Annotated in this window: 18 protein-coding genes and 1 pseudogene; 8 read left to right on the forward strand and 11 right to left on the reverse strand. The window is 72.3% G+C overall.

Features of this window, described 5'->3' with window-relative positions; all coding sequences use genetic code 11:
• Positions 1–28 precede the first annotated feature (28 nt).
• From IG08_RS0134570 to IG08_RS0134600, 7 genes and pseudogenes are all read left to right on the forward strand, one after another.
• The gene (locus IG08_RS0134570) at positions 29–1,249 is read left to right on the forward strand and encodes a cytochrome P450 (protein WP_030611883.1); all 1,221 of its coding nucleotides are present in this window, start codon (positions 29–31) and stop codon (positions 1,247–1,249) included.
• 2 nt (positions 1,250–1,251) lie between these two features.
• Entirely contained in the window at positions 1,252–1,908 is a 657-nt protein-coding gene (locus IG08_RS0134575) for a TetR/AcrR family transcriptional regulator (RefSeq protein WP_043455980.1), read from the forward strand.
• A 71-nt stretch (positions 1,909–1,979) separates the two neighbouring features.
• Positions 1,980–2,702 (forward strand): response regulator transcription factor, encoded by a 723-nt coding sequence (locus tag IG08_RS0134580; RefSeq protein WP_030611887.1) that lies wholly within the window; start codon positions 1,980–1,982, stop codon positions 2,700–2,702.
• 224 nt (positions 2,703–2,926) lie between these two features.
• Positions 2,927–4,153, forward strand: a complete 1,227-nt coding sequence (locus tag IG08_RS0134585; RefSeq protein ID WP_030611889.1) for a cytochrome P450 — start codon at positions 2,927–2,929, stop codon at positions 4,151–4,153.
• A 53-nt stretch (positions 4,154–4,206) separates the two neighbouring features.
• Positions 4,207–4,461 (forward strand): ferredoxin, encoded by a 255-nt coding sequence (locus IG08_RS0134590; RefSeq protein WP_052424984.1) that lies wholly within the window; start codon positions 4,207–4,209, stop codon positions 4,459–4,461.
• Positions 4,376–5,449: pseudogene (locus tag IG08_RS0134595) on the forward strand (NAD(P)/FAD-dependent oxidoreductase); the annotation flags it as partial. The gene IG08_RS0134590 and the pseudogene IG08_RS0134595, both read left to right, overlap by 86 nt.
• A 16-nt stretch (positions 5,450–5,465) precedes the next feature.
• Entirely contained in the window at positions 5,466–6,296 is an 831-nt protein-coding gene (locus IG08_RS0134600; protein WP_030611895.1) for an SDR family oxidoreductase, read from the forward strand.
• 33 nt (positions 6,297–6,329) lie between these two features.
• On the opposite strand, the gene IG08_RS0134605 is transcribed toward IG08_RS0134600, so the two are convergent.
• On the reverse strand, positions 6,330–7,385 hold the full coding sequence (locus tag IG08_RS0134605) for a YncE family protein (RefSeq protein ID WP_030611897.1): 1,056 nt from the start codon (positions 7,383–7,385) through the stop codon (positions 6,330–6,332).
• A 358-nt stretch (positions 7,386–7,743) separates the two neighbouring features.
• Here IG08_RS0134605 and fes (IG08_RS0134610) point away from each other — a divergent pair, with 358 nt between their 5' ends.
• Positions 7,744–9,003 carry an enterochelin esterase gene (gene fes / locus IG08_RS0134610; protein ID WP_030611900.1) on the forward strand — a complete coding sequence of 420 codons (1,260 nt, stop codon included), beginning with the start codon at positions 7,744–7,746 and terminating at the stop codon, positions 9,001–9,003.
• On the opposite strand, the gene IG08_RS57655 is transcribed toward fes (IG08_RS0134610), so the two are convergent.
• The 10 genes from IG08_RS57655 to fes (IG08_RS0134655) are packed head-to-tail and all read right to left on the reverse strand — an operon-like array spanning position 8,930 to position 20,665.
• Positions 8,930–9,721 carry a 4'-phosphopantetheinyl transferase family protein gene (locus IG08_RS57655; RefSeq protein WP_106981080.1) on the reverse strand — a complete coding sequence of 264 codons (792 nt, stop codon included), beginning with the start codon at positions 9,719–9,721 and terminating at the stop codon, positions 8,930–8,932. The genes fes (IG08_RS0134610) and IG08_RS57655 overlap by 74 nt on opposite strands.
• A complete protein-coding gene (locus IG08_RS0134615) occupies positions 9,718–9,906 on the reverse strand; it encodes an MbtH family NRPS accessory protein (RefSeq protein ID WP_030611903.1) in 189 nt (62 codons plus the stop codon). The genes IG08_RS57655 and IG08_RS0134615 overlap by 4 nt, the downstream gene beginning before the upstream one ends.
• A complete protein-coding gene (locus tag IG08_RS0134620; protein ID WP_030611905.1) occupies positions 9,903–13,778 on the reverse strand; it encodes a non-ribosomal peptide synthetase in 3,876 nt (1,291 codons plus the stop codon). The genes IG08_RS0134615 and IG08_RS0134620 overlap by 4 nt, the downstream gene beginning before the upstream one ends.
• On the reverse strand, positions 13,775–14,002 hold the full coding sequence (locus tag IG08_RS0134625) for a phosphopantetheine-binding protein (RefSeq protein WP_030611908.1): 228 nt from the start codon (positions 14,000–14,002) through the stop codon (positions 13,775–13,777). The genes IG08_RS0134620 and IG08_RS0134625 overlap by 4 nt, the downstream gene beginning before the upstream one ends.
• Positions 14,003–14,005: 3 nt before the next feature.
• The gene (locus tag IG08_RS0134630) at positions 14,006–14,638 is read right to left on the reverse strand and encodes an isochorismatase family protein (RefSeq protein WP_030611912.1); all 633 of its coding nucleotides are present in this window, start codon (positions 14,636–14,638) and stop codon (positions 14,006–14,008) included.
• 14 nt (positions 14,639–14,652) lie between these two features.
• On the reverse strand, positions 14,653–16,281 hold the full coding sequence (locus IG08_RS0134635; protein WP_030611915.1) for a (2,3-dihydroxybenzoyl)adenylate synthase: 1,629 nt from the start codon (positions 16,279–16,281) through the stop codon (positions 14,653–14,655).
• Positions 16,278–17,471 carry an isochorismate synthase gene (locus tag IG08_RS0134640; protein WP_043455956.1) on the reverse strand — a complete coding sequence of 398 codons (1,194 nt, stop codon included), beginning with the start codon at positions 17,469–17,471 and terminating at the stop codon, positions 16,278–16,280. Before IG08_RS0134640 ends, IG08_RS0134635 begins: the two co-directional genes overlap by 4 nt.
• 50 nt (positions 17,472–17,521) lie before the next feature.
• The gene (locus tag IG08_RS0134645; RefSeq protein WP_030611921.1) at positions 17,522–18,310 is read right to left on the reverse strand and encodes a 2,3-dihydro-2,3-dihydroxybenzoate dehydrogenase; all 789 of its coding nucleotides are present in this window, start codon (positions 18,308–18,310) and stop codon (positions 17,522–17,524) included.
• Positions 18,307–19,284, reverse strand: a complete 978-nt coding sequence (locus IG08_RS0134650; RefSeq protein ID WP_030611923.1) for an ABC transporter substrate-binding protein — start codon at positions 19,282–19,284, stop codon at positions 18,307–18,309. The genes IG08_RS0134645 and IG08_RS0134650 overlap by 4 nt, the downstream gene beginning before the upstream one ends.
• Positions 19,285–19,327: 43 nt before the next feature.
• A complete protein-coding gene (gene fes, locus IG08_RS0134655; RefSeq protein WP_078655862.1) occupies positions 19,328–20,665 on the reverse strand; it encodes an enterochelin esterase in 1,338 nt (445 codons plus the stop codon).
• Positions 20,666–20,754 lie beyond the last annotated feature (89 nt).

Genomic DNA, 20,754 nt, shown 5'->3' on the forward strand with positions numbered 1-20,754 from the left:
GAGCGATCGCGGGAGCCGAGGAGGGCGTATGTCCCGGAGCCAGGACGAGCCGTCACTGACCTATCCGTTGCGCGGGGGCACGGCGCTGGAGCCGCCCCCGGAGTGGGCGACACTGCGGCAGGAGTGCCCCGTCGCGCGCGTGACCCTGCCGAGCGGGGACGAGGCGGCCCTGCTGACCCGCTACGAAGATGTCCGGCAGGTGCTCTCCGACCGGCGGTTCAGCCGGCGCCTGACCGCCGACGACGCGGCCCGGATGGCGGACCACGAGTCCGGCGGGGTGTTCAACAGCGACATGGCGCTGGCCATCCCGGAGAGCGGCGCGGCCCATCGCAGGTGGCGGCGGATGCTGGGCCGATGGCTCACCGCCGAGCGGGTGGCCGCGCTGCGGCCGGGCATCGAGGCGCGGACGGAACGGCTCGTCGACGACATGGTGGAGCAGGGGCATCCCGCGGACCTGCGGGCCCACCTGGCCTTCCCGCTGCCGGTGTGGGTGGTCTGCGAACTCCTCGGCGTCCCCGACGCCCACCACGACCGGTTCGCCCGCTGGTCCGACACCCTGCTCAACCTGACCCGCTGCACCCAGGAGGAGTTCGACGCCGCGCAGGACGACTTCGTCGACTACCTGGGAGCGCAGGTCCACGCCCGGCAGGAGGAGCCGAGCGACGACCTGCTCGGTGCGCTCGTCACGGCACGCGACACCGACGGCCACCGGCTGTCCGAGCGGGAACTCGTCTTCACGGGCCAGGCCCTGCTGGTCGCCGGGCACGAGACCACCATGAACGTGATCGCGAAGATGGTGGCCCTGCTGCTGGCCGACCGGCGGCGCTGGGAGCGGCTGCTCGCCGACCCCTCGCTGGTGCCGACCGCGGTCGAGGAGGCGCTCCGGTTCGACGCCGACCCCGGCGTCGGGATGCCCCGCTATCTCGGCGAGGAGGCCGAGATCGCCGGCACCGTGCTCCCGCCGGGCACGACCGTGCTGTGCAGTGCGGCGGCCGCCAACCGTGACGAGTCCGCCTTCGTCGCTCCCGGGGAGATGGCGCTCGACCGCAGCCCCAACCCCCATCTGGCCTTCGGCGCCGGGCCGCAGTCCTGTCCGGGCCAGGCGCTGGCCCGCACGGTGCTGCGAACCGTCCTTGACGTGCTGTTGCGTAGGCTTCCGTCACTGGAGCTCGCCGCACCCGCGGCGGACCTCAGGCGGCTCGAGGGACTGGCCGTCGGAGGGTTGCGTGAAGTCCCGGTGCGGTGGTGAAGATGGCCGGCGGGGCGGTACGGGCGGAGCAGGTCAGCGCGACCCGGGAGTCGATCCTGACCGCGGCGGAGCGGCTCTTCGCCGAGCGCGGCGTGTACGCGGTGTCCAACCGTCAGGTCAGCGAGGCCGCGGGGCAGGGCAACAACGCCGCGGTCGGCTACCACTTCGGCACCAAGGCCGACCTGGTGCGGGCGATCATCCGCAAGCACCAGGCGCGTGTCGAGGAGAACCGCGTCCGGCTGCTGGCCGGGATCGGCGACTCCACGGACGTACGCGACTGGGTGGACTGCCTGGTGCGCCCGATCCTCGAACATCTCGCGGAGCTGGGCAGCCCCACCTGGTTCGCCCGGTTCTGCGCGCAGGTGATGACCGACCCGGCGCTCCAGCAGATCATGGTGGAGGAGTCCCTCTCCTCGCCGTCCCTGCGGGAGGTCATCGAGGGGTTCAACCGGTGCCTGCCCGATCTGCCGGCCGATGTCCGTGCCGAACGCGGTGCCATGGCACGTCAGTTGATCGTGCACGTGCCCGCCGAGCGGGAACAGGCCCTCGCGGAGAGGATCCCGACCCCGCGGTCCAGTTGGCGGGACGCCGCCACGGGGCTGGCCGACGCCGTGGTGGGCATCTGGCTGGCTCCGGTCACGCCGGTGCCGGGCACCTGAGTTCCGGCGGTCCTGGTCCGACGCCGCGCGTATTGCTTGAGTTAGGCAAGCAGTCCGGTAGGGTGAGCTGCATGTACGGCAGCCCCAGTGAGAAACCGGCACTCGCCCGCGGGGCCGGCCAGCACCTCCTGATCGTCGTCGGCGACACGGATGTCGCCGAACTACTGTCCACCATGCTGGAGTTGGCGGGATACACGGTCGGCGTCGTCGCTACGGCGGCCGAAGCGCCGGCCCGGCTTGCGAAGCAGTCGTACGACCTGGTGGTCCTCGACTCGAGCCTGCCGGACGTGGCCGACCTGGGCCGCGACCGGCCGGCCCTCGAGCACCGCCCGCCGGTGCTGTTGCTGGTCGAGTACGACTCCCTCGACCAACTCGTGCCTGAGCTCGGCCTGGGGGAGAGGGATTACGTCACCAAGCCCTTTCGGGTGGGCGAGGTCCTGGCCAGGGTGCAGGTCCTGCTGCGCGGGGCGGGTTCCGGACGCTCGGGGGACGGAGCGCTGAGCTACCGCGATCTCGTCCTGGACGACAGCCTGTGCCAGGCCCGGCGCGGGCCGCGCTCGCTCGACCTCACGCCCGCCGAGTACCGGCTGCTGCGCCATCTCCTGGTCAATGCGCACCGGGTGCTGTCGAAGGAGCAGATCGGCCGGTACGTCTGGGGTGACTACCACGGTGACAACGCGATCGAGCAGCTCGTCTCCCGGCTGCGGCGCAAGGTGGACCGGGCCGCTCCCGTGCTGATTCACACCCGCCGGGGCTTCGGCTACTGGTTGGGCAGTGCCGACGTCGAGTCCTGACGCACCGCGTCGAGCAGCGACCATCCGGCCTTTCCCTCACAACTTCCTTACATCGCAAGGGAGTTACCCGCACTCCGCATCGTGTGATCTGGGTCACGTCAGCTTCCTGTCAGGGAACTGGCGGGAAGGCGTCAGCCCCCTCTGTTTGCATGTGCTCATCGAGGCCTCGACCCTTCCCCCCGGCGCTCCGCCTCGACCGGAGCCCCCCACCACCGAGGAGAACCATGGCCGACACATTGGCCGGACCCGTGCCCGAAGCGACGGACACCGTCCCCGAGTTCCCGATGTCCCGGGAGGCCCGCTGCCCGTTCGACCCGCCGCCCGCCCTCAAGGATCTGCAGGCAGAAGCGCCCCTCACCAAGGTGCGGCTGTGGGACGGCAGCGAGCCGTGGCTCGTGACCCGTTACACCGAGCAGCGGGCCATTCTGGGCGACGCGCGGGTCAGTGCGGACATCGACACCCCCGGCTACCCGAACAAGGCCGCCTCGGGCGGGGGCAAGCTCAGCTTCATCATGATGGACGACCCCGAACACGCCCGGCTGCGGCGGATGGCGACGGCGCCGTTCGCCATCAAGCGGGTGGAGGCCATGCGGCCCACCGTCCAGAAGATCGTGGACGACCTGATCGACGATCTGCTGGCCGGCCCGGGCCCGGTGGACCTCGTGGACGCGTTCGCTCTGCCGATCCCCTCGCTGGTGATCTGCGAACTGCTGGGCGTGCCCTACGACGACCACGCCATGTTCCAGGACAACACCAAGACGATGGTCCGCACGACCTCGACGACCGAGGAGCGCAACGCGGCGACCCGGGTGATCGGCGGATACCTGGGCGGTCTCATCGGACAGCGGCTCGCCGAACCGCAGGACGACCTGCTGTCGAGCATCGCCGGACGGGTCGCCGCCGGTGAACTGACCCACGGGCAGGCGACCGAGATGGCGCTGCTCCTGCTGTTCGCGGGGCACGAGACGACCGCCAACATGATCGCCCTCGGCACTCTGGCGCTGCTGCAGAACCCGGACCAGCTCGCCCTGCTGCGTGAGACGGACGACCCGAAGGTCGTCGCCTCGGCGGTCGAGGAACTCCTGCGGTACCTGAACATCGCCCACGAGGGAAAGCGCCGCGCGGTCACCGAGGACATCGAGATCGCCGGCCAGGTCCTCAAGGCCGGGGACGGCGTCATCCTGGTCAACGAGATCGCCAACCGCGACCCCGAGGTGTTCGCCGACCCGGACAAGCTCGACATCACCCGCGACGCCCGCCGGCACGTCGCCTTCGGCTTCGGTATCCACCAGTGCCTGGGCCAGCCCCTGGCCCGGATGGAGCTCCAGGTCGTCTACGGCACCCTCTACAAGCGCATCCCGACGCTCAAGCTCGCCTGCGCCCTCGAAGACGTCAAGTTCAAGCACGACGCGTTCATCTACGGCGTGCACGGACTGCCTGTCACCTGGTGACGGTTTCCCGTCCCGCCAACCAACAAGAACGACATGTGATGAAGGGGATTCCCATGAAGGTGGAACTGGAAGCCGACAAGTGCGTCGCCTCGGGGCAGTGCGTGCTCGCCGCGATGGACGTGTTCGACCAGGACGACGACGGCATCGCGATCCTGCTGGAGGAGAAGCCCGGGCCCGAACTCCTCGACGACGTCAAGGAAGCCATCGCGGTCTGCGCTGCTCGCCCCGTACGACCGGCCGCCGCTCTCCAAGCAGCTGCTGTCCAGCGAGTGGGAGCCCGACCGGCTGGCCCTGCGCACCACGTCTGACCTGGGCGCCCTCGGCCTCGACCTGCGCCTCGGCGTGGCCGCGACCGGCCTCGAACTCGCCGAGCGCACACTGCACTTGGCCGACGGTTCGACGGTGCCGTACGACGGACTGATCCTGGCCACCGGGGTCCGGCCGCGCCGGCTGCCCGGCGAGGGCGCGCATGTGCTGCGCACGCTCGAAGACGCCCTGACGCTGCGGGAGCGGCTCACGCCCGGGCGGCGGCTGGTCGTGGTGGGCGCGGGTTTCCTCGGCGCGGAGGCCGCCGCGGTGGCCTGGCGTCTCGGCGCCCGGGTGACGCTCCTCGAACCCGCCTCCGTGCCGCTGGCGCACGCGGTCGGCGCCGAGGTCGGACAGGTGCTCGCCCAGGCGCACGTGGACCGGGGCGTTGACCTGCGCTGCGGGGTCACCGTGACCGAGGTGACCGAGGACGGGGTCCGGCTCGCCGACGGCGAGGTGATCGACGCCGACGAGGTGCTGGTCGCCATCGGCTCACTGCCCAACACCGAGTGGCTCGAGGGCAGCGGTCTGCCGGTGGGCGACGGCGTGGTCTGCGACGAGTACTGCGAGGCCGCGCGGAACGTGTACGCGGCCGGTGACGTCGCCCGCTGGTACAACCCCCTGTTCGGCACCTCGATGCGCATCGAGCACCGCACCAACGCGGCCGAACAGGGCATGGCCGCCGCTCGCAACCTGCTCCACCCCGAGGCGCGCAAGCCGTTCGCGCCGGTGCCGTACTTCTGGTCCGACCAGTACGACATGAAGGTCCAGGCATACGGCTTCCTGCGGGGACACGACGAAGTCGCCGTGGTGGCGGGTGACTTGGCGGAGCGCCGGTTCGTCGCCGTCTACCGCACCGGGGACCGGGTGAGCGGAGCGCTCGCCGTCGGCATGCCGCCCAAGGCGATCCGGCAGTGGCGGCAGGCCATCGCGTCCGGAGCGGCCTGGCACGAGGCAGTGCGCAGCGAGGTCTCGGCAACCGAGGCCTGAACGAAGGAGGTTGTCCATGGTCGGCTTTCCGCGCGACGAACGCCGTGACGTGGTCGTGGTCACCGGGGCGGGAGGAATAGGGACGGCGGTCGCACGCCGGATCGGCAGCGGCCGTACCCTCTTCCTCGCCGACGCCTCGCGCGGCCAACTCGACCGTACGGTCGGGGTGTTGCGTGCCGAGGGGTACGACGCGCACGGCGTGGTGATCGATGTCTGCGATCACGCGTCGGTGCGGAAGCTGGCCGAAACGGCGGCCGGCGAGGGACGGTTGGCGGCCGTCGTGCACACCGCGGGGGTCTGCGCCGCGATCGCCTCCGCGCGGACCAACTTCGAGGTGAACATGGTCGGTACCGCCCATGTGATCGACTGCTTCGAGGCCGTGGCCACTCGCGGCACCTCCCTGGTCTGCGTCGCGGGCGTCGCGGGTCACTACGCGACACTGTCCGACGAGGACGAGGTCCTGCTGGCGACCGTGCCCGCGGAAGAGCTCCTCGAACTCGACGTCGTCGCCGCCGTCGGGGACGACGCGGTGCCCGCGTACATCGTGTCCAACCGGGCTGTGCAGGTGCGTGTCGAGGCCGCCGCGCTCGCCTGGAACCTGCGCGGTGCCCGGGTGAACTCGGTCAGTCCGGGCGCCGTGGCCACGGACATGGCGAAGGCCGAGGCCGGGTCGGTGTACGGCGAGCACCTGCGGAAGATGCTCGACGCGTGCGGCGCGGGCCGCGCCGCGACACCGGTGGAGATCGCCGACGTCATCGCCTTTCTCGCCGGGCCCCAGGCGCAGTACGTCAACGGCACCGACCTGGTCGTCGACGGCGGTCAGAGCGCCTGGTTGCGCCGGCACTGAAGGGGCGCCGGCGAGTGCCGGCGCCCCACCGGGTCAGTGACCGATACGGATCCGCGTCACCTGGTCCGTGCCGCCCGCGCCGGCACCGGACTTGTCGACCACGTACGCCGTGCCGTCGGCCACGTCGACGTGGTTCGGGTTGGTCCCGGTGGCCAGCGTCTCCTCGACGACACCCTTGCGCGGGTCGATGACGGAGACGCTCGCGGCGGTGCGGCTGACGACCAGGACGTCACCGGAGCGCTCGTCCGTGGCCACCGACAGCGCACCCGCACCGGTCGCCACCGACTTGGTGACCGTGCCCGAGCGCAGGTCGACCACGGACACCGTGCCCGCGGTCTGGTCGGCCGTGTAGGCGGTGCGGCCGTTCTTGGAGAGGGAGACCGAGATCGGACCGTCGCCGGCCGGAATGAACCGCGGCGTCTCCGAGCCGGGGGAGACCTGGATGATCCGGTCGTTGGACAGGTCGGCCGCATAGACCGTCCCGGTCCGCTCGTTGACGGCGAGGCCCGCGGGGCCCGCGCCCTCGATCGTGACGCGCTCCTTCTCCTTGAACGTACGGCTGTCGATCGCGACCAGCGTGCCGTCCCCGAAGCCGCTCGCCCACACCGTGTTGTGCCGCTCGTCCACGACGATCTCGCGGGCGTGCGCGACGTTCGGCAGCGTGGCGAGGTGCTCGCCGGTGCGCTGGCTGTAGACGGCGACGGAGTTGTTGCGGGTGTTCGTCGTCCACACGGTGTTGTGCTCGTCGTCGACGGCGACACCGTAGACGGCCTCCAGCGCGCCGGTGGCCGTGTCGACGACCGGCGGGGTGTAGGAGGCCTCCACGGCCAGGGTGTCCGGGTCCACCTTCAGCAGGCTGGTGGCGGTGACCGGCGGGCGGCCGTTGGAGACGGTGACCCAGAGCGCGTCGTTCCGCTCCGAGTACGCCGACTGGTACAGGCCTCTGACCAGCGGTGCGGTCGTGACGGTGGAGCCTGTCGCCTCGGCCGACGCGGTGCCCGTCAGCGCCGGTGTGATGCCCGCGGTGAGTACCACGGCTATGGCGGCACGGACCGTGGTGCGGCGGAGGTTGCGGGTGCGTGTGGTCATGCTGAGTCAACTCCCTGATATGGGGGGGTGGGTTGATGCGGAGCGAGGGTTTTGGTGCCCGTGCGGGCACGGCCGGGGCCGCACAGCCCCGGAGCTCAGTTGCCGGCCGGCCGATCGTGAACTGCTTCAGCAGGGTCGCGTTGTCGAACTTGACGCTCAGGGTTGCCCCGGCTGGAAAGCCGGTCACGGTGAAGGGCACGTCGCCGCCGGGCTGCTCCGCCGGTGAGCGCGGCCACGTGGCTGAGTCCGGGGCGGGACATGGTGGCGGAGGGTCTGTCGAAGGCCACGGACGAAGCTCCTGGATGTAAGGGTAGGTTTGCCTAAGTAATCAAGCGATGTGTCGTCGGGAGTCCGCTGAATGTCCGTGCCTGTGCCGCCCGAGGGAGCCCCGAACCGCCCGCCTCGACTCGCGCGACCGCACGCGGTGCCACGGCTCGCCGAACCGGCCTGCGTGCTGCCCGCGCCGGACGGCGTCGAGGAGTTCTGGGCCGAGGTCCGCCGCCGCGGCACACCGTTCGTCGCTCCCGACCCGCTGGGCAGCGCCGACCACCTGGCCGTCACGTTCCTGTGGCGCGGCACCCCGGCCACCCGCGCCGTCCAGGTCCTGCCGAACAAGCTCGGCGACCCGCGCGACCCCGAGGGCAACCTGATGGAGCGCGTCCCCGGCACGGACGTATGGCACTGGACGCTTCGCCTGCGCCACGACTGGCGCGGCTCCTACGACTTCTACGTCGACGAGGGCGACGGCCCGGACCCGGGAACCCCCGCGTACTGGCAGTGGCTGCGCATCTGCCGCCGCACCGATCCGTTCAACGGCCGGGCGCTTCCCCACCGTTGGGAGGACGCTCCCGTCTCGTACGCCGAACTCCCCGCCGCACCCGACGCGTCGGACTGGGAGCCGCGAGCGGGTGTCGCCCGGGGAACCGTCACCGAGCACAAGGTCGGAAGCGCGCGACTCGGTGGCCCCAGGCGCGTCTGGCTGTACCAACCGCCGGTCGATACAAGGACGTCGGCGGATGATCTGCCGGTCCTCGTCCTCCTCGACGGCGAGCACTGGCAGCCGCGGCTCGGCCTCGCCCACCTCCTCGACAACCTCATCGCCGACGACCGTATGCCGCCCGTCGCCGCCGTCCTGCCGGAGGCCCTGGACGAGGCGACCCGATGGGCGGAGCTGTCGTGCCGTCCCGAGTACGTCTCCTTCCTCACGGACGAGCTGCTGCCGTGGACCGCCGCACGCCTGCCCGTCACCGACGACCCGGCGCGGACGGTGGTCGCGGGACAGAGCCTCGGCGGACTCACCGCCGCCTACGCCGCCGTCGCGGCCCCGCACCGGTTCGGCAACGCGCTCGTCCAGTCGGGCTCGTTCTGGTGGCCCGTCGGCCAGGAAGCCGAGTGGCTCACCCGCGCGATCGCCGCGACGCCGCGGCTGCCGGTCCGCTTCCGGCTCTCCTTCGGCGAGCAGGAATGGGTCGCCCTGCCCGCGGCCCGCCGACTGCGGGACACGCTCGCGAGCGTGGGCTACCACGACGCCTCCTACCGGGAGTTCAACGGTGGCCACGACTACCTCTGCTGGCGTACGGAACTGGCGGACGGGCTGGTGGAGTTGCTGGGCCGCTGAGCGCGTCCCGCACCACGCAGGCCGCGGCCCAGCCGAAGGGGACGTCGACGTCCGTCGCCGTCCAGCCGGGAAGAGCGGCCGGGCGAGGGCCGGTCCCCAGGTACAGGCCGCGCACCAGGTCGCTGGACAGGCCCTCGCCCGTCGCCTTGGCGTACGCCTCCTTGCGGGTCCAGCACCGGGCGAAGGCGCCCGGGCGGGCCTCGACGGACGCCCGCGCCAACTCCTTCCGCTCGGCGGGGTGCAGGGCATGGGCCGCTTCCTCGGCGAGCACCGGTCCGGGAACCCGCTCGAGGTCCACACCCACCGGCTCGGAGGCAAGTCCCAGCAGGGCCAGCCCGCCCGAGTGGGAGAGCGAGAAGTGGACGCGTGAGCCGAATGGCCCCACCATCGCGGGACGGCCGTGCGGACCGCCGCAGCCCGGGCAGGGCAGCCGCGTCAACCGAACCGACGCGGCCGGCAGTCCCGAGTAGGCGCCCAGGACCCGGCGCAGCGCACTGTGCACGGTGACGTACAGCGCCCGCTCCGCCGGCCGTCGCAACGCCGCCGCCCGGAGCCGCTCGTCCGCATCCAGCAGGGACACGTCGAGCGGGGCACCCGTCTCAGGCGCCCGTACGAGCCACAGCAGCGGGCCCCGTGCCAGGTCCCGGCGGCACAGTCCCGGCCCCCGTACGAGCGCCCGCGGACGCAGCTTCGGCACCTCCGGTGTCACCGTTCTCATCCCAGGCCCGTCTCCACCTGGCCCACGCACAGCGAGTGCGGAGCCGGACCGAAGCGGGCCGCCCAACCGGCCGGCACGGCGCGCCAGGCCGGCCACAGGGACAGCCGCCCCTGCGCGTTCTCCAGCACCAGATGGGTCTCCTGGCCGTCAGGACCGGGATCGAACGGACCGGCCTGGGTCGTCATGCGTCGAACTCCTTCAAACGGGCGGCGAGATGCGCCGCGATGTCGTCGAGATGCCGGGCCCGCATCAGCTGCGGATGCGTGCAGTCCAGGTCGTGGTTGACGATCACGCCGCTCACGTGCGGCCGCCACGCCTCACGGGTCAGCCAGTGCTCGGGACGCGGGGCGGCGGCTGTGAAGAAGAGCAAGTCGCCGTCGTATCGGCGGTGTCGGTGCTCGCGCATCATGCGGGCGTGGTTGGGCACGATGTCGACGATCCGCGACAGGGTGTGGTCGGAGAGCCCGGCGAGCGGACTGCCCGCCCGGCGCAGCGTGGCCAGCACGTCGTCCCGATCCCGCTCGTCGGTGCGCTCGAAGCCCGCCATGCGCAGTACGGCCGTGAGCGCGTCCCCCTCCTCGGGCGCGGGCCGCTCCCGCCACTGTTCCGCCGGGAACGCGTCGAGCAGCGCGAGGAGTTGGACCTCCTCGCCGGCCTCCTGGAGCAGGACGGCCACGGTGTGCGCGAGGACCCCGCCGACCGACCAGCCCAGCAGCCGGTACGGCCCCTGCGGCTGGACCTCGCGGATCCGCTCGACGTAGTCCTCCGCCTCCTCCTGGAGCGTCCGTGGCAGCGGCTCGTCGCCGACCAGCCCACGCGCCTGGATGCCGTACACCGGCTGCCCGGGACCGAGCCGTGCGGTCAGCCCCGCGTAGCACCACGAGATCCCGCCCGCCGGATGGAACGCGAACAGCGGGGGCCGTGTGCCCTCCGCGCGCAGCGGGAGTACGACGTCCAGGGCGTCCCCGGACGCCGGTCCCGCGGCGTCCAGGCGGGCGGCCAGCGCGGCCGGTGTCGGCGCCTCGAAGAGCGAGCCGATCGTCAGCTCGACGCCGAAATCCTCCCGGACCCGGGTCACCAGGCGTACCGCGAGCAGCGAGGTCCCGCCCAGGTCGAAGAACGCGTCGTCCGGGCCGACTTCCTCGACGCCCAGCACCTGTGCGAACAGCCCGGTCAGCGCCTCCTCGCGGGGGGACGCCGGCGGCCTTTTGCGCGCGCCGCCCGCGAAGACCGGATCGGGCAGCTCACGCCGCTCCAGCTTCCCACTGGGGCTGAGCGGGAACACGTCGAGGGCCACGACCGCCGCCGGCACCATGTGCTCCGGCAGCTCACGCGCCAACGCGGCCCGCACCGCGGCCGGATCGGCCATGCCCGTCACATAGCCGACGAGCCGGTCCTCCCGCACCAACGCGCAGGCGCCGTCCACGCCGGGCTGGGCCGCCAACGAGGCCTCGATCTCGCCGAGTTCGATGCGCTGGCCGCGCAGCTTCACCTGATGGTCGGTGCGGCCGAGGTACTCGACCTCACCCTTTCCGGTCCAGCGCGCCAGGTCGCCCGTGCGGTACATCCGGCTGCCCGCCGGACCGATGGGGTCGGCCACGAACCGGGTCGCCGTGAGCTCGGCGCGGCGCAGATAGCCGTCGGCCAACTGCACGCCCGCCAAGTACAGTTCGCCCGGCACTCCGGGCGGGCACGGCTGCAGGGCCGCGTCCAGGACGTACAGGCGGGTGTTCCAGACCGGCCGCCCGATCGGGACGGGGCCGGACCCCTCCGGGGCACAGGCGTGGTACGTCACGTCGACGGCGGCCTCGGTCGGGCCGTACAGATTGTGCAGCTCCACGCCCGGCAGGGTCCGCCCGAAGGCGTTCGCGGTCTCCCGGGGCAGGGCCTCGCCGCTGCAGAACACCCGGCGCAGTCGGTCGGTGCACGCGGCCGCGTCCGGCTCGGCCAGGAACACCTGGAGCATCGACGGCACGAAGTGACAGGTGGTGACGGCCTGTTCACGGATGAGCCGGGCCAGGTAGGCGGGGTCCTTGTGGCCGCCGGGTTCCGCCAGGACCAGCGCCGCACCCTCGCGCAGCGGCCAGAAGAACTCCCACACCGACACGTCGAACGACGACGGCGTCTTCTGCAGCACTCGGTCCCCGGGGGTGAGCCCGTACTCGTGCTGCATCCAGCGCAGCCGGTTGTCGATCGCCCCGTGCGGGACGACGACACCCTTGGGGCGGCCGGTGGAGCCGGACGTGTAGATCACGTACGCGGGATGCCTCGGGGTGAGTGCCCGCGCCGGATTCACCGGCGGGTACATCGACACATCGAGCCCGTCCAGGGCGACCAGCGGGGTTCCCGTGTCCTCGGGGAGGCGCCCCGCACGGTCGGTGATCGCGCACACCGGGGCCGCGTCCTCGAGCATGTACGTCAGTCGCTGCGGCGGATAGTCCGGGTCGAGCGGCAGATACGCCGCACCCGCCTTCACCACGGCGAGCAGGGAGACGATCAGCTCCACGGAGCGCGGCACCGAGACCGCGACCACCGCGCCCGCACGGGCGCCCAGGGACTGCAGATGCCAAGCCAGTTGGTTCGCGCGGGCGTTGAGCTCCGCGTAGGTGAGAGAGGTGCCGCCGTACACGAGCGCGACAGCGTCCGGGGTTCGCGCGGCTTGCGCCTCGATCGGGCCGATCAGCGTGGTCGGCGGCAGCGCACGGTCGGTGCGGTTGAACTCGTCCAGGACCAGGGCCTGTTCGGCCGGGGTCGCGACGGTGTGCACGGCGAGCGGCAGTTGTGGGTCGGTGTCCGCGAGCCGGTCCACCAGGTGCAGGAACCGCGCCTGGTGTGCGGCGAGTTCGCCTTCCCCGTACAGGGCGGGGTTGCCGTCGTGGTCGATGCGCAGGCCCCGGCCGTCGGCGCGGTCGTAGATGTTGACCGTCAGGTCGTCGACCGGCCCCGCCGACAGGTTCCGGGCCCGCGCGGGAGCTCCCGCGAAGTCGACGCCGTAGTCGAAGGGCATGATGTTGACGAGCGGGCCGACCAGGCCCCGGTTCTCGCCCAGCAGGCCCAGATCGCGGCGGATGTCCTCGTAGCGGTAGCGCTGGTGCCGGCGGACCTCCCGGATGCCGAGCACGACCTGGCGCACCAGCTCCGCGAAGGTCGCGTCGGGGGAGACGGTCAGCCGTAGCGGCAGGACGTTCATCACCATGCCCGGAACGCGCAGCGCGACCGAGCCCATGCGGCCCATCATGGGCAGGCCCAGGACCACGTCCGACTGAGCGGTGGCCCGGGAGGTGTAGAGGGCCTGGGCGGCGATCAGGAGGTCCGGCCAGGTCGCGCGGAGGCGGGCGGCGAGTTCGCGCAGCCGCTGGGTGGTCTCCGGGGACACATGGGCCGTACGCCGGTGGAAGGTGCGCGAGGGCAGCGCGCCGCGGCCCGCGAGGCGGGGTGCCTCCGGCCGGTCGGCGAAGGCCCGCGACCAGTGCGCGCGGTCGGCGGCGAAGGTCTCGGAGGAGCGGTACGTGGCGTCGTCCACGACCAGGTCGGCGAGGCGGCCGAAGGTGCGCGGACCGGGCTCCTCGCCGCGGACGAGAGCGGTGTACGCCTCGGCGGTGCGGCGTACCAGCAGGGAGTAGCCGAAGCCGTCCATCACGAGGTGATGGATGCGCTGGTACCAGAGCCAACGATCCTCCCCGACATGGAAGAGCGCGTGCCGGAAGAGTGGGCCGGTCGCCAGGTCGCAGGGCTCGGCGAGGTCGGCGCGCATCCACGCCTCGGCCTCGGCGACGGTGCTCATCTCCTGTACGAGCAGAGGCAGTTCGACCGCTTCCCGCAGGTACTGGCGCGGCCCCTCAGGGGTGTCCGCCACCCGGACGCGCAGCGCCTCCGCCTCCGCGGTGACCCGGCGCAGGGCCGTCGCGAAGAGGTCCGGATCGAGCGGGCCGTCGATCTCCAGGCACTCCGCGGTGTTCTGGGCGGGGCTGAGCGGGTCGAGGGCCTGGGCGTACCACATGCCCGACTGGGCGGCCGTCAGCGGCAGTTCGGTCTCGGTGGCGAGGGTGATGGTCATGCCACCCCCAGCAGGGGTGCCCAGGCCTCGATGGCCGGCTGCTCGGCGAGGTCCGCGAAGTCCGCCTGGACGCCGTGCTCGCGGCGCCAGCGTTCGAGGAGCGCCATGATGCGGACGGAGTCGAGGCCGTAGTCCACGAGGTTCTCGTCGACGGGTATGTCCGCGGGCTCCTCGCCGAGGCAGTCGGCGATGTCGGTGCGGATCCGCTCCAGGGTGAGTGTCATGGATCAGACCTCCTTGAAGAGCGCGTCGGTGGTGGTCACGACCGCGCAGCGGCCGGCGGCCCAGCGCAGGGCCATGTCGTGGTCGTCCCGCGAGAAGTCGGCGACGGCGTCGGCGACGACGAACGCCTGGATGTCCCGCTGCCACGCGTCGCAGGCGGTCATCAGCACGCCGATGTGCGCGTACACGCCGACGATCACCAACTGGTCGCGGCCCGTCTCTCGCAGCAGGGCGTCGAGTTCGGTGCGTACGAACGCGCTGTACTTCCACTTCGTGAGCACCGTGTCCCCGGGCTCGGGCGCCACCGCCTCGGGCGTGGCGAGCGCCTCGGGGTCGTCCGCGACACCCGGGCCCCAGAAGTCGAGCTGGAGGCCGCGCTGCTGGGGCGTCTGGCCGCCGCGCTGGGCCGAGTAGACGACCGGGACACCGAGCCGGCGGGCCTCCTTCAGCAGACGGGCCGCGTTGTCGAGCATGCCGGTGAGGGGCTGTGCGCCGGCCGGGAACGCGGACAGGAAGTGCTGCTGGAGGTCGTGGACGAGCAGCACGGCGCGCGCCGGGTCAACGGTCCACGACACACGGTTCGCGGGAAGCTCGGCCGCGGCCGGGAGCGGATAGGAGGGGATGGCGGGAAGTGCCATGGGGAGAGGGCCTTTCAGTACTGCTCGGCGGTGGACCGCAGCTGCTTCTTGCTGACCTTGCCGACGCCGGTCTGCGGGAATGCGTCGACGAACTCGACGAGATCGGGGACCTTGTAGGCGGCGATCCCGCGCTCGCGCACGAACCGTTTGATCGAGACCGGCTTGAGCGGCAGGGCGCCCTCGCGCAGGATCACGTAGGCGAGGGACCGTTCGCCGAGGTACTCGTCGGGTACGGCGACGACGGACACGTCGTGAACGGACGGGTGGGCGAGGATGATGTTCTCGACCTCCTCCGGCGCGACCTTCTCGCCGCCCCGGTTGATCTGGTCCTTGGCCCGGCCCTCGACGACGAGGTGGCCGGTCGGGGTGCGGCGGACGATGTCGCCGGTGCGGTAGAAGCCGTCCTCGGTGAAGGATCGGGCGTTGTGCTCGGGGGCCCTCCAGTAGCCGCGGATCGTGTAGGGGCCGCGGGTGAGCAGATGCCCGAACTCGCCGTCGGGGACGTCGTTCCCGGCGTCGTCGACGATGCGGACCTCGTCGTCCGGGGAGATCGGACGACCCTGAGTCGTGACGATCGTCTCCAAGTCGTCGTCCAGCCGCGTGTAGTTGACCAGTCCCTCGGCCATGCCGAAGACCTGCATCAGCCGGCAGCCCAGAGCGGGCTCCAGCCGCCGTGCCGCCTGCTCGCTGTACTTGGCGCCGCCGACGAGCACCAACTCCAGGCCGGACAGGTCCTGTTCGGCCTCCTGGGCGGCATCCGTCCACACCAGGGCGAGCGGCGGCACCAGCCCCGTCATGGTGATCCGCTCGCTCTCGATGAGCGGGAAGGCCGTCGCCGGGTCGGGCTTCGGGCACAACACCGTCGTGCCGCCCGCGTAGAGCACGCCCAGCCAACCGGGCGAGCTCATCGGGAAGTTGTGCGCGGCGGGCAGTGCGACGAGGAAGCGGGTGTCCGCGTCGACGCCGCAGATCTCGTTGGAGCCCCAGAGCGAGTACAGGTAGTCGTCGTGGGTGCGGGGGATGAGCTTGGGCACGCCCGTGGTCCCGCCCGACAGCTGGAGGAAGGCCAGCTCGTGCGGTTCCGGGCCCTCATACGACCCCGACGGCTCGCACGGCACCTCGGACAGGGCGGTGTGCTCACCCGGGTCGCCGCCCACGAACACGTGCCTGAGGCTCGGCGTCTGCTTCCGCACCCGCGCGGCCAGGTCCCGGTAGTCGAAGCCGCCGTACGAGCCGGGGATGACGTACGCGACGGCCTCGGCGAAGGTGCAGAAGTAGCCGATCTCCGTCTCCCGGTGCGCGGGCAGCGCGTACACCGGCAGCGCGCCGATCCGGAACAGCGCGAAGACCACCTCGACGAACTCGCCGATGTTCGGCAGTTGTACGACGACCCGGTCGCCGCGTCCGATCCCGCGTGCCGCGAACCCGGCGGCGAGCCGGTCGGCCCGCTCGTCCAGCTCCCGGTAGGTCCAGGTGCGCCGCTCGGGGGCGGGGTCGACGAGGGCGAGCCGGTCGGGGTGGGCGGCGGCCCGCTCGCGCAGCACGCCCCCGAAGGTCTCACCGCGCCAGTAGCCGGCCGCGCGGTAGCGTTCCGCGAACTCACGGGGCCAAGTGGGGGAGTCCACGCCAGGAGTGAGGGTCACAGCGAGGCTCCCACTGCGTGCAGGAACGTACGGAACTTGGCGGCCGTCTCCGCGGTCTCGGCCTCCGGCGATGACGCGGCCACCACGCCGGCACCCGCGAACAGCCGCAGCGACCGTCCCTCGGCCTCGGCGCAGCGGATCGTCACGACCCACTCGCCGTCGCCGTCCGCGTCCTGCCAGCCGACCATGCCCGTGTACGGGCCGCGGTCGAAGGGCTCCGACTCGGCGATCACGGCCCGGGCCACGTCCGTCGGCGTGCCGCACACCGCCGGGGTGGGGTGCAGTGCGGCCGCCAGGTCCAGCGCGGTCGTCCCGGGGTGGGCGAGCTCACCGGTGACGGTGGTCGACAGGTGCCACATGGCCGCGGTGCGCACCAGGGTGGGCCGCTCCGGCACCTCCAGTCGGTTGCAGAACGGTGCCAGGGCTTCCCGTACGGCGGCCACGACGACGGCGTGTTCGTGGAGGTCCTTCTCGGACTCCAGGAGCGCGACCGCCCGGCGGACGTCCTCGGCCAGGTCGGAGCTGCGCGGCGCCGATCCCGCCAGGGGGTTGGCGGTCAGCCGGCCGGCCTCCCGGGCGACGAGGAGCTCGGGGCTGGCGCCTATGAGCGTGCGGCCCGGCCCGCTCGGCACGGCGAACGTGTACCCGGCCGGGTCCCGGCGGGCCAGGCGCCGCAGCATGGCGGGCAGGTCCGGTGTGCGGGACGACGTCAGCTCCAGGGTGCGGGCGAGCACGACCTTGTCGAACTCGCCGCCCCGCATGCGCGCGACCGCGGCGGCGACCGCCTCGCCGTACTGCTCGGGCGCCGGGACCTCCCGCACCTGCCAGTCGGGCCGGTCGTCGTCGTGGGGGACGGGCAGGGCGACGAGCGGGTCCTCACGCAGCGGCGGCGCCCAGTGGACCATGTCCGGGACCGCCAGCGCGGGCGGGGCGTCCGGAGCGAAGGGCAGGGAGCCCATGACGACGGGAGCCGGGGCGCCCGGGCGGCGCAGCGCGTCAAGCACCTCGCGTACGCGGTCGGTCAACTGGCGGGAATCGTGGGGGATTTCGGTGGTCGTGCCGCGGCCGAGCAGGGTGCGGTGGGGAGAGGCCAGGAACCGGTCCGTGGTGGGTCGGTAGGCGTCCAGCAGTGAGGTCGCGGCGCCGGGGGAGAAGGAGAGAGTGGTGGGTTCGTGCAGTGAGGTGGACATGGGTGTCTCCAGTGGGGGGACGGCACGAGGCGTGGTCGACGACGTGGGCTTCAGGCGCGCAGGGTGGCGCCTCCGTCGACGTACAGGTCGTGCATGGTGATGTGGCGGGCGCGGTCGGAGACCAGGAACGCGACGGCATCGGCGACGTCGGCGGGATCGGCGATGCGGCCGAGCGGGATGCCCGTCCGGTGGGTCGCCAGGTCTCCCTGGATGACGCTGCGCGCGCCGGCTGCCTCGTCGGCGCCGGAGGCCGCCCACATGGCGCGCTGCATGTCGGTGAGGGTCGAGCCGGGGCAGACCGTGTTGCAGCGGACGCCGCGCGCGGCCATCTCCAGCCCCAGACACTTGGTGAACATGACGGCCGCGGCCTTCGAGGCGGCGTAGGCGGCCATGCCCGCGCGGGGAACGCCGGCCGCGTTCGAGGCGACGGTGACGATGCTGCCGTGGCCTCGCTCGGCCATCCGGCGGGCCGCCGCGCGCGAGACGTGGAACACGCCGTCGGTGTTCACGGCGAAGGTGGCCGCCCAGTCCTCGTCCGTGAGGTCCACGGCGCTCGAACTCCGCAGGATCCCGGCCACGTTGACGGCGATGTCCAGTGGGCCGTGGGTGCGCTCGGCGTCGGCGACCAGCGCTTCCACGGCGGCGGCGTCGGTGACGTCCAGGGTGCGGGCGGTGACTCGACCGCCGTGCTTCTCGGCGAGCGCCTCGACGCCGTCGGCGTCCAGGTCGGTGGCGAGCACCCGGGCACCCTGGTCGACCATCGCCGTGGCCACGGCCGCGCCGATGCCCCGGCCCGCCCCCGTCACGAGGGCGAGCCGTCCGGCGAGTGAGCCGCTCACGAGGTGAGCGCCTTCGTGACGTCGTCGAGCACGATCCGCGCGGCCAGCGGGCCGCCCGCGCTGTTCCACGCCGAGCCCTGGATGACGACGACGTGGCCTTCCTTCTCGGCCTCCAGCTTGCTGAAGTTGGGCACCTTCTTCGCCTCGGCGTACGCCTTCTCGCCGTCGGCCCGGTCGCCGAGCGTGCCGAAGAACAGCCAGTCGCCGTCGATGGTGGTCAGCTTCTCCAGGCTGACCGGCTCGCTGTGCCCGGCGCTGGCGCCCTGCTGGTCCTTGGGTCGGCTCACGCCGAGCGCGGAGAGGGTGGAGCCGACGTGGCCCACGCCCTTGCCGACCACGGACGGGGCGCCGTCCTGCCAGCGGATGACGCTGACCACCGCGCCGGCGTTGTCGCCCAGCTTCTCCTTGGTGGCGGCGACGTCGGCCTCGTAGTCGGACAGGACCTTCTCGCCCTCGGACTTCTGGTTCAGCGCGTCGGCCGTGGCCGTGAACGCCTTCTTCCAGTCCTCGTTGAGCTTGGCGGTGACCACGGTCGGGGCGATCGCCTGGAGCTTGGAGAGCTCCCTCTTGGCGCCGGTCGTCTCGTCCAGCAGGATCAGGTCGGGCTGCAGGGCGGCCAGCTTCTCCATGTCGGCCTCGGCGACCGTGGCGACCACCTCGGCCTTGGACGCCTTGTCGGCGAGGTAGGTGGACACGCCCGTCTGGCCGCGCCCCGAGGTGGCGCCGACGGGCTCTACGCCGAGGGCGAGCGCGGCGTCCAGCGTGGGCTCGCTCAGCGTGACGACCTTCTTCGGCGCGGTCGGCACCTCGACCTTGCGGCCCTGGGCGTCGGTGATCTGCCGAGTGCTGGTCTCCTTGCCGGCGGCGCTGTCGCTCCCGTCGTCGGAGCCGCAGGCGGTGAGGAGCAGCGCTCCCGTCACGACGGCGGCGGCGGACGTCAGGACCGCCCTGCGAGAGGATCGTGTAGAGGACATGTAAGTGAAGCTCCTTGTAGACGACAAAAGGGGAAGCAAGGGCTCAGACGCCCAGCAGGCGCACCAGGCCGTCGGCCAGGGCGCCGTGCCAACAGGCGTAGTCGTGGCCGCCGTTGAACTCGTCGTAGGTGACCCGGTAGCCCGCCGAGCGCAGCGCGTCATACAGGACCCGGTGGTGGTCGACCATGACGCCCTCGTGCAGACCGACGTCCAGATGGACCGTGACGGGCAGCGGTTTCGCCTGGGCGTAGCGGCTGACGAGCCAGGGAATCCCGTGCACGGGCGGCTTGGCCCGGCCCGGCGGCGGCAGGCCGGGGCGCCACCACAGGGAGGCGGACTGGGCGAGCACGTTGCCGAAGCGTTCCGGCCGCAGACGACCGGCGTGCAGCGCGGTCACGCCGCCCAGGCTCTGCCCCGCCACGACGGTCTGCCCGGGGTGCGTGGTGAGCGGCCAGCGGCCGGCCGCCCAGGGCAGCAGCTCGTCCGCGAGGAAGGAGACGAACTTCTCGCGCCCGCCCAGTTCGAGCCAGCGCGTCCGGCTGTCGACCGCGTCCGGCGCCAGCACGGCGAGCGGCGGCAGGGCCCCGTCGGCGATCAACGCGTCGAGCGTGTGGCCGAGTTCGAGCCGGCCGAACCACATGTCGCCGTCGCACAGCACGAGGACGGGCAGGGGTGAGGCGTCGCCCCGGTCGTGTCCGGGCGGCAGGTACACCCAGGTGTCACGGTCGCCGTCGAGCGCGGACGCGGCCACCCGGTGCCGCTCCACCCGCCCGGCCGGCACGGCGGTGCGCCGGTCCGCCCAGGGCTGCGCCGGTGCCTGCGGCAGGGCGAAGACCGAGCTGTCGGCCGAGTGCCAACGGGTCGGCACCGTCCGCCGGTTGAGCGGATCCGGCGCGGCGTACGCGGACAGGGCGCGCAGCCGCTGCTGGAGACCGGCCGGGTCCCCGGGCGGCTCCTTGGGCGATATGTCGGCGGCCATGCGATAGGAGCCGCGGTGGTCGGCGCGCAGCCTGAGCCCCAGGTGCCACACATCGGTGCCGGGCACGCGCTGCAGCAAGGAGCCGGCGAGGTGGTCGCGGTCGACAAGGCGGTTCGCGAACAACAACACCTGCCGGGTGGCGCGGTGGCCGCGCCACAGGAACGTGACGACCCGGTGACCGGGCTCGCCCTCCAGCTCCTCGACGAGCGGCGTGCCCAGGCGTTCGACCTCGCTCCAGAACCCGGCCGTCAGGGCCGCGCGTCTCGACTCGTCCTCGGCCGCGGCCAGTTGGGCCACGAGTCGGGCGATGCGCGGACCGGTGAGGCGGACCGGACGCACGTCGTGGCGGGGGTCCGGCAGCCCGGCGGCGGGGCGCAGGGCGGGCGTGGGGGCGGCGGACATCTCTCCTCTTCTCGTCGCCCGGAGGGGCAACCAGGTGGACACCGAGGACATTTGGGAATGCAAGGTTGAGACGTCAACGAAATCGTCAA

Origin of the sequence: Streptomyces fulvoviolaceus, from assembly GCF_000718165.1 — a bacterium.
Taxonomy (GTDB): Bacteria; Actinomycetota; Actinomycetes; order Streptomycetales; family Streptomycetaceae; genus Streptomyces; species Streptomyces fulvoviolaceus.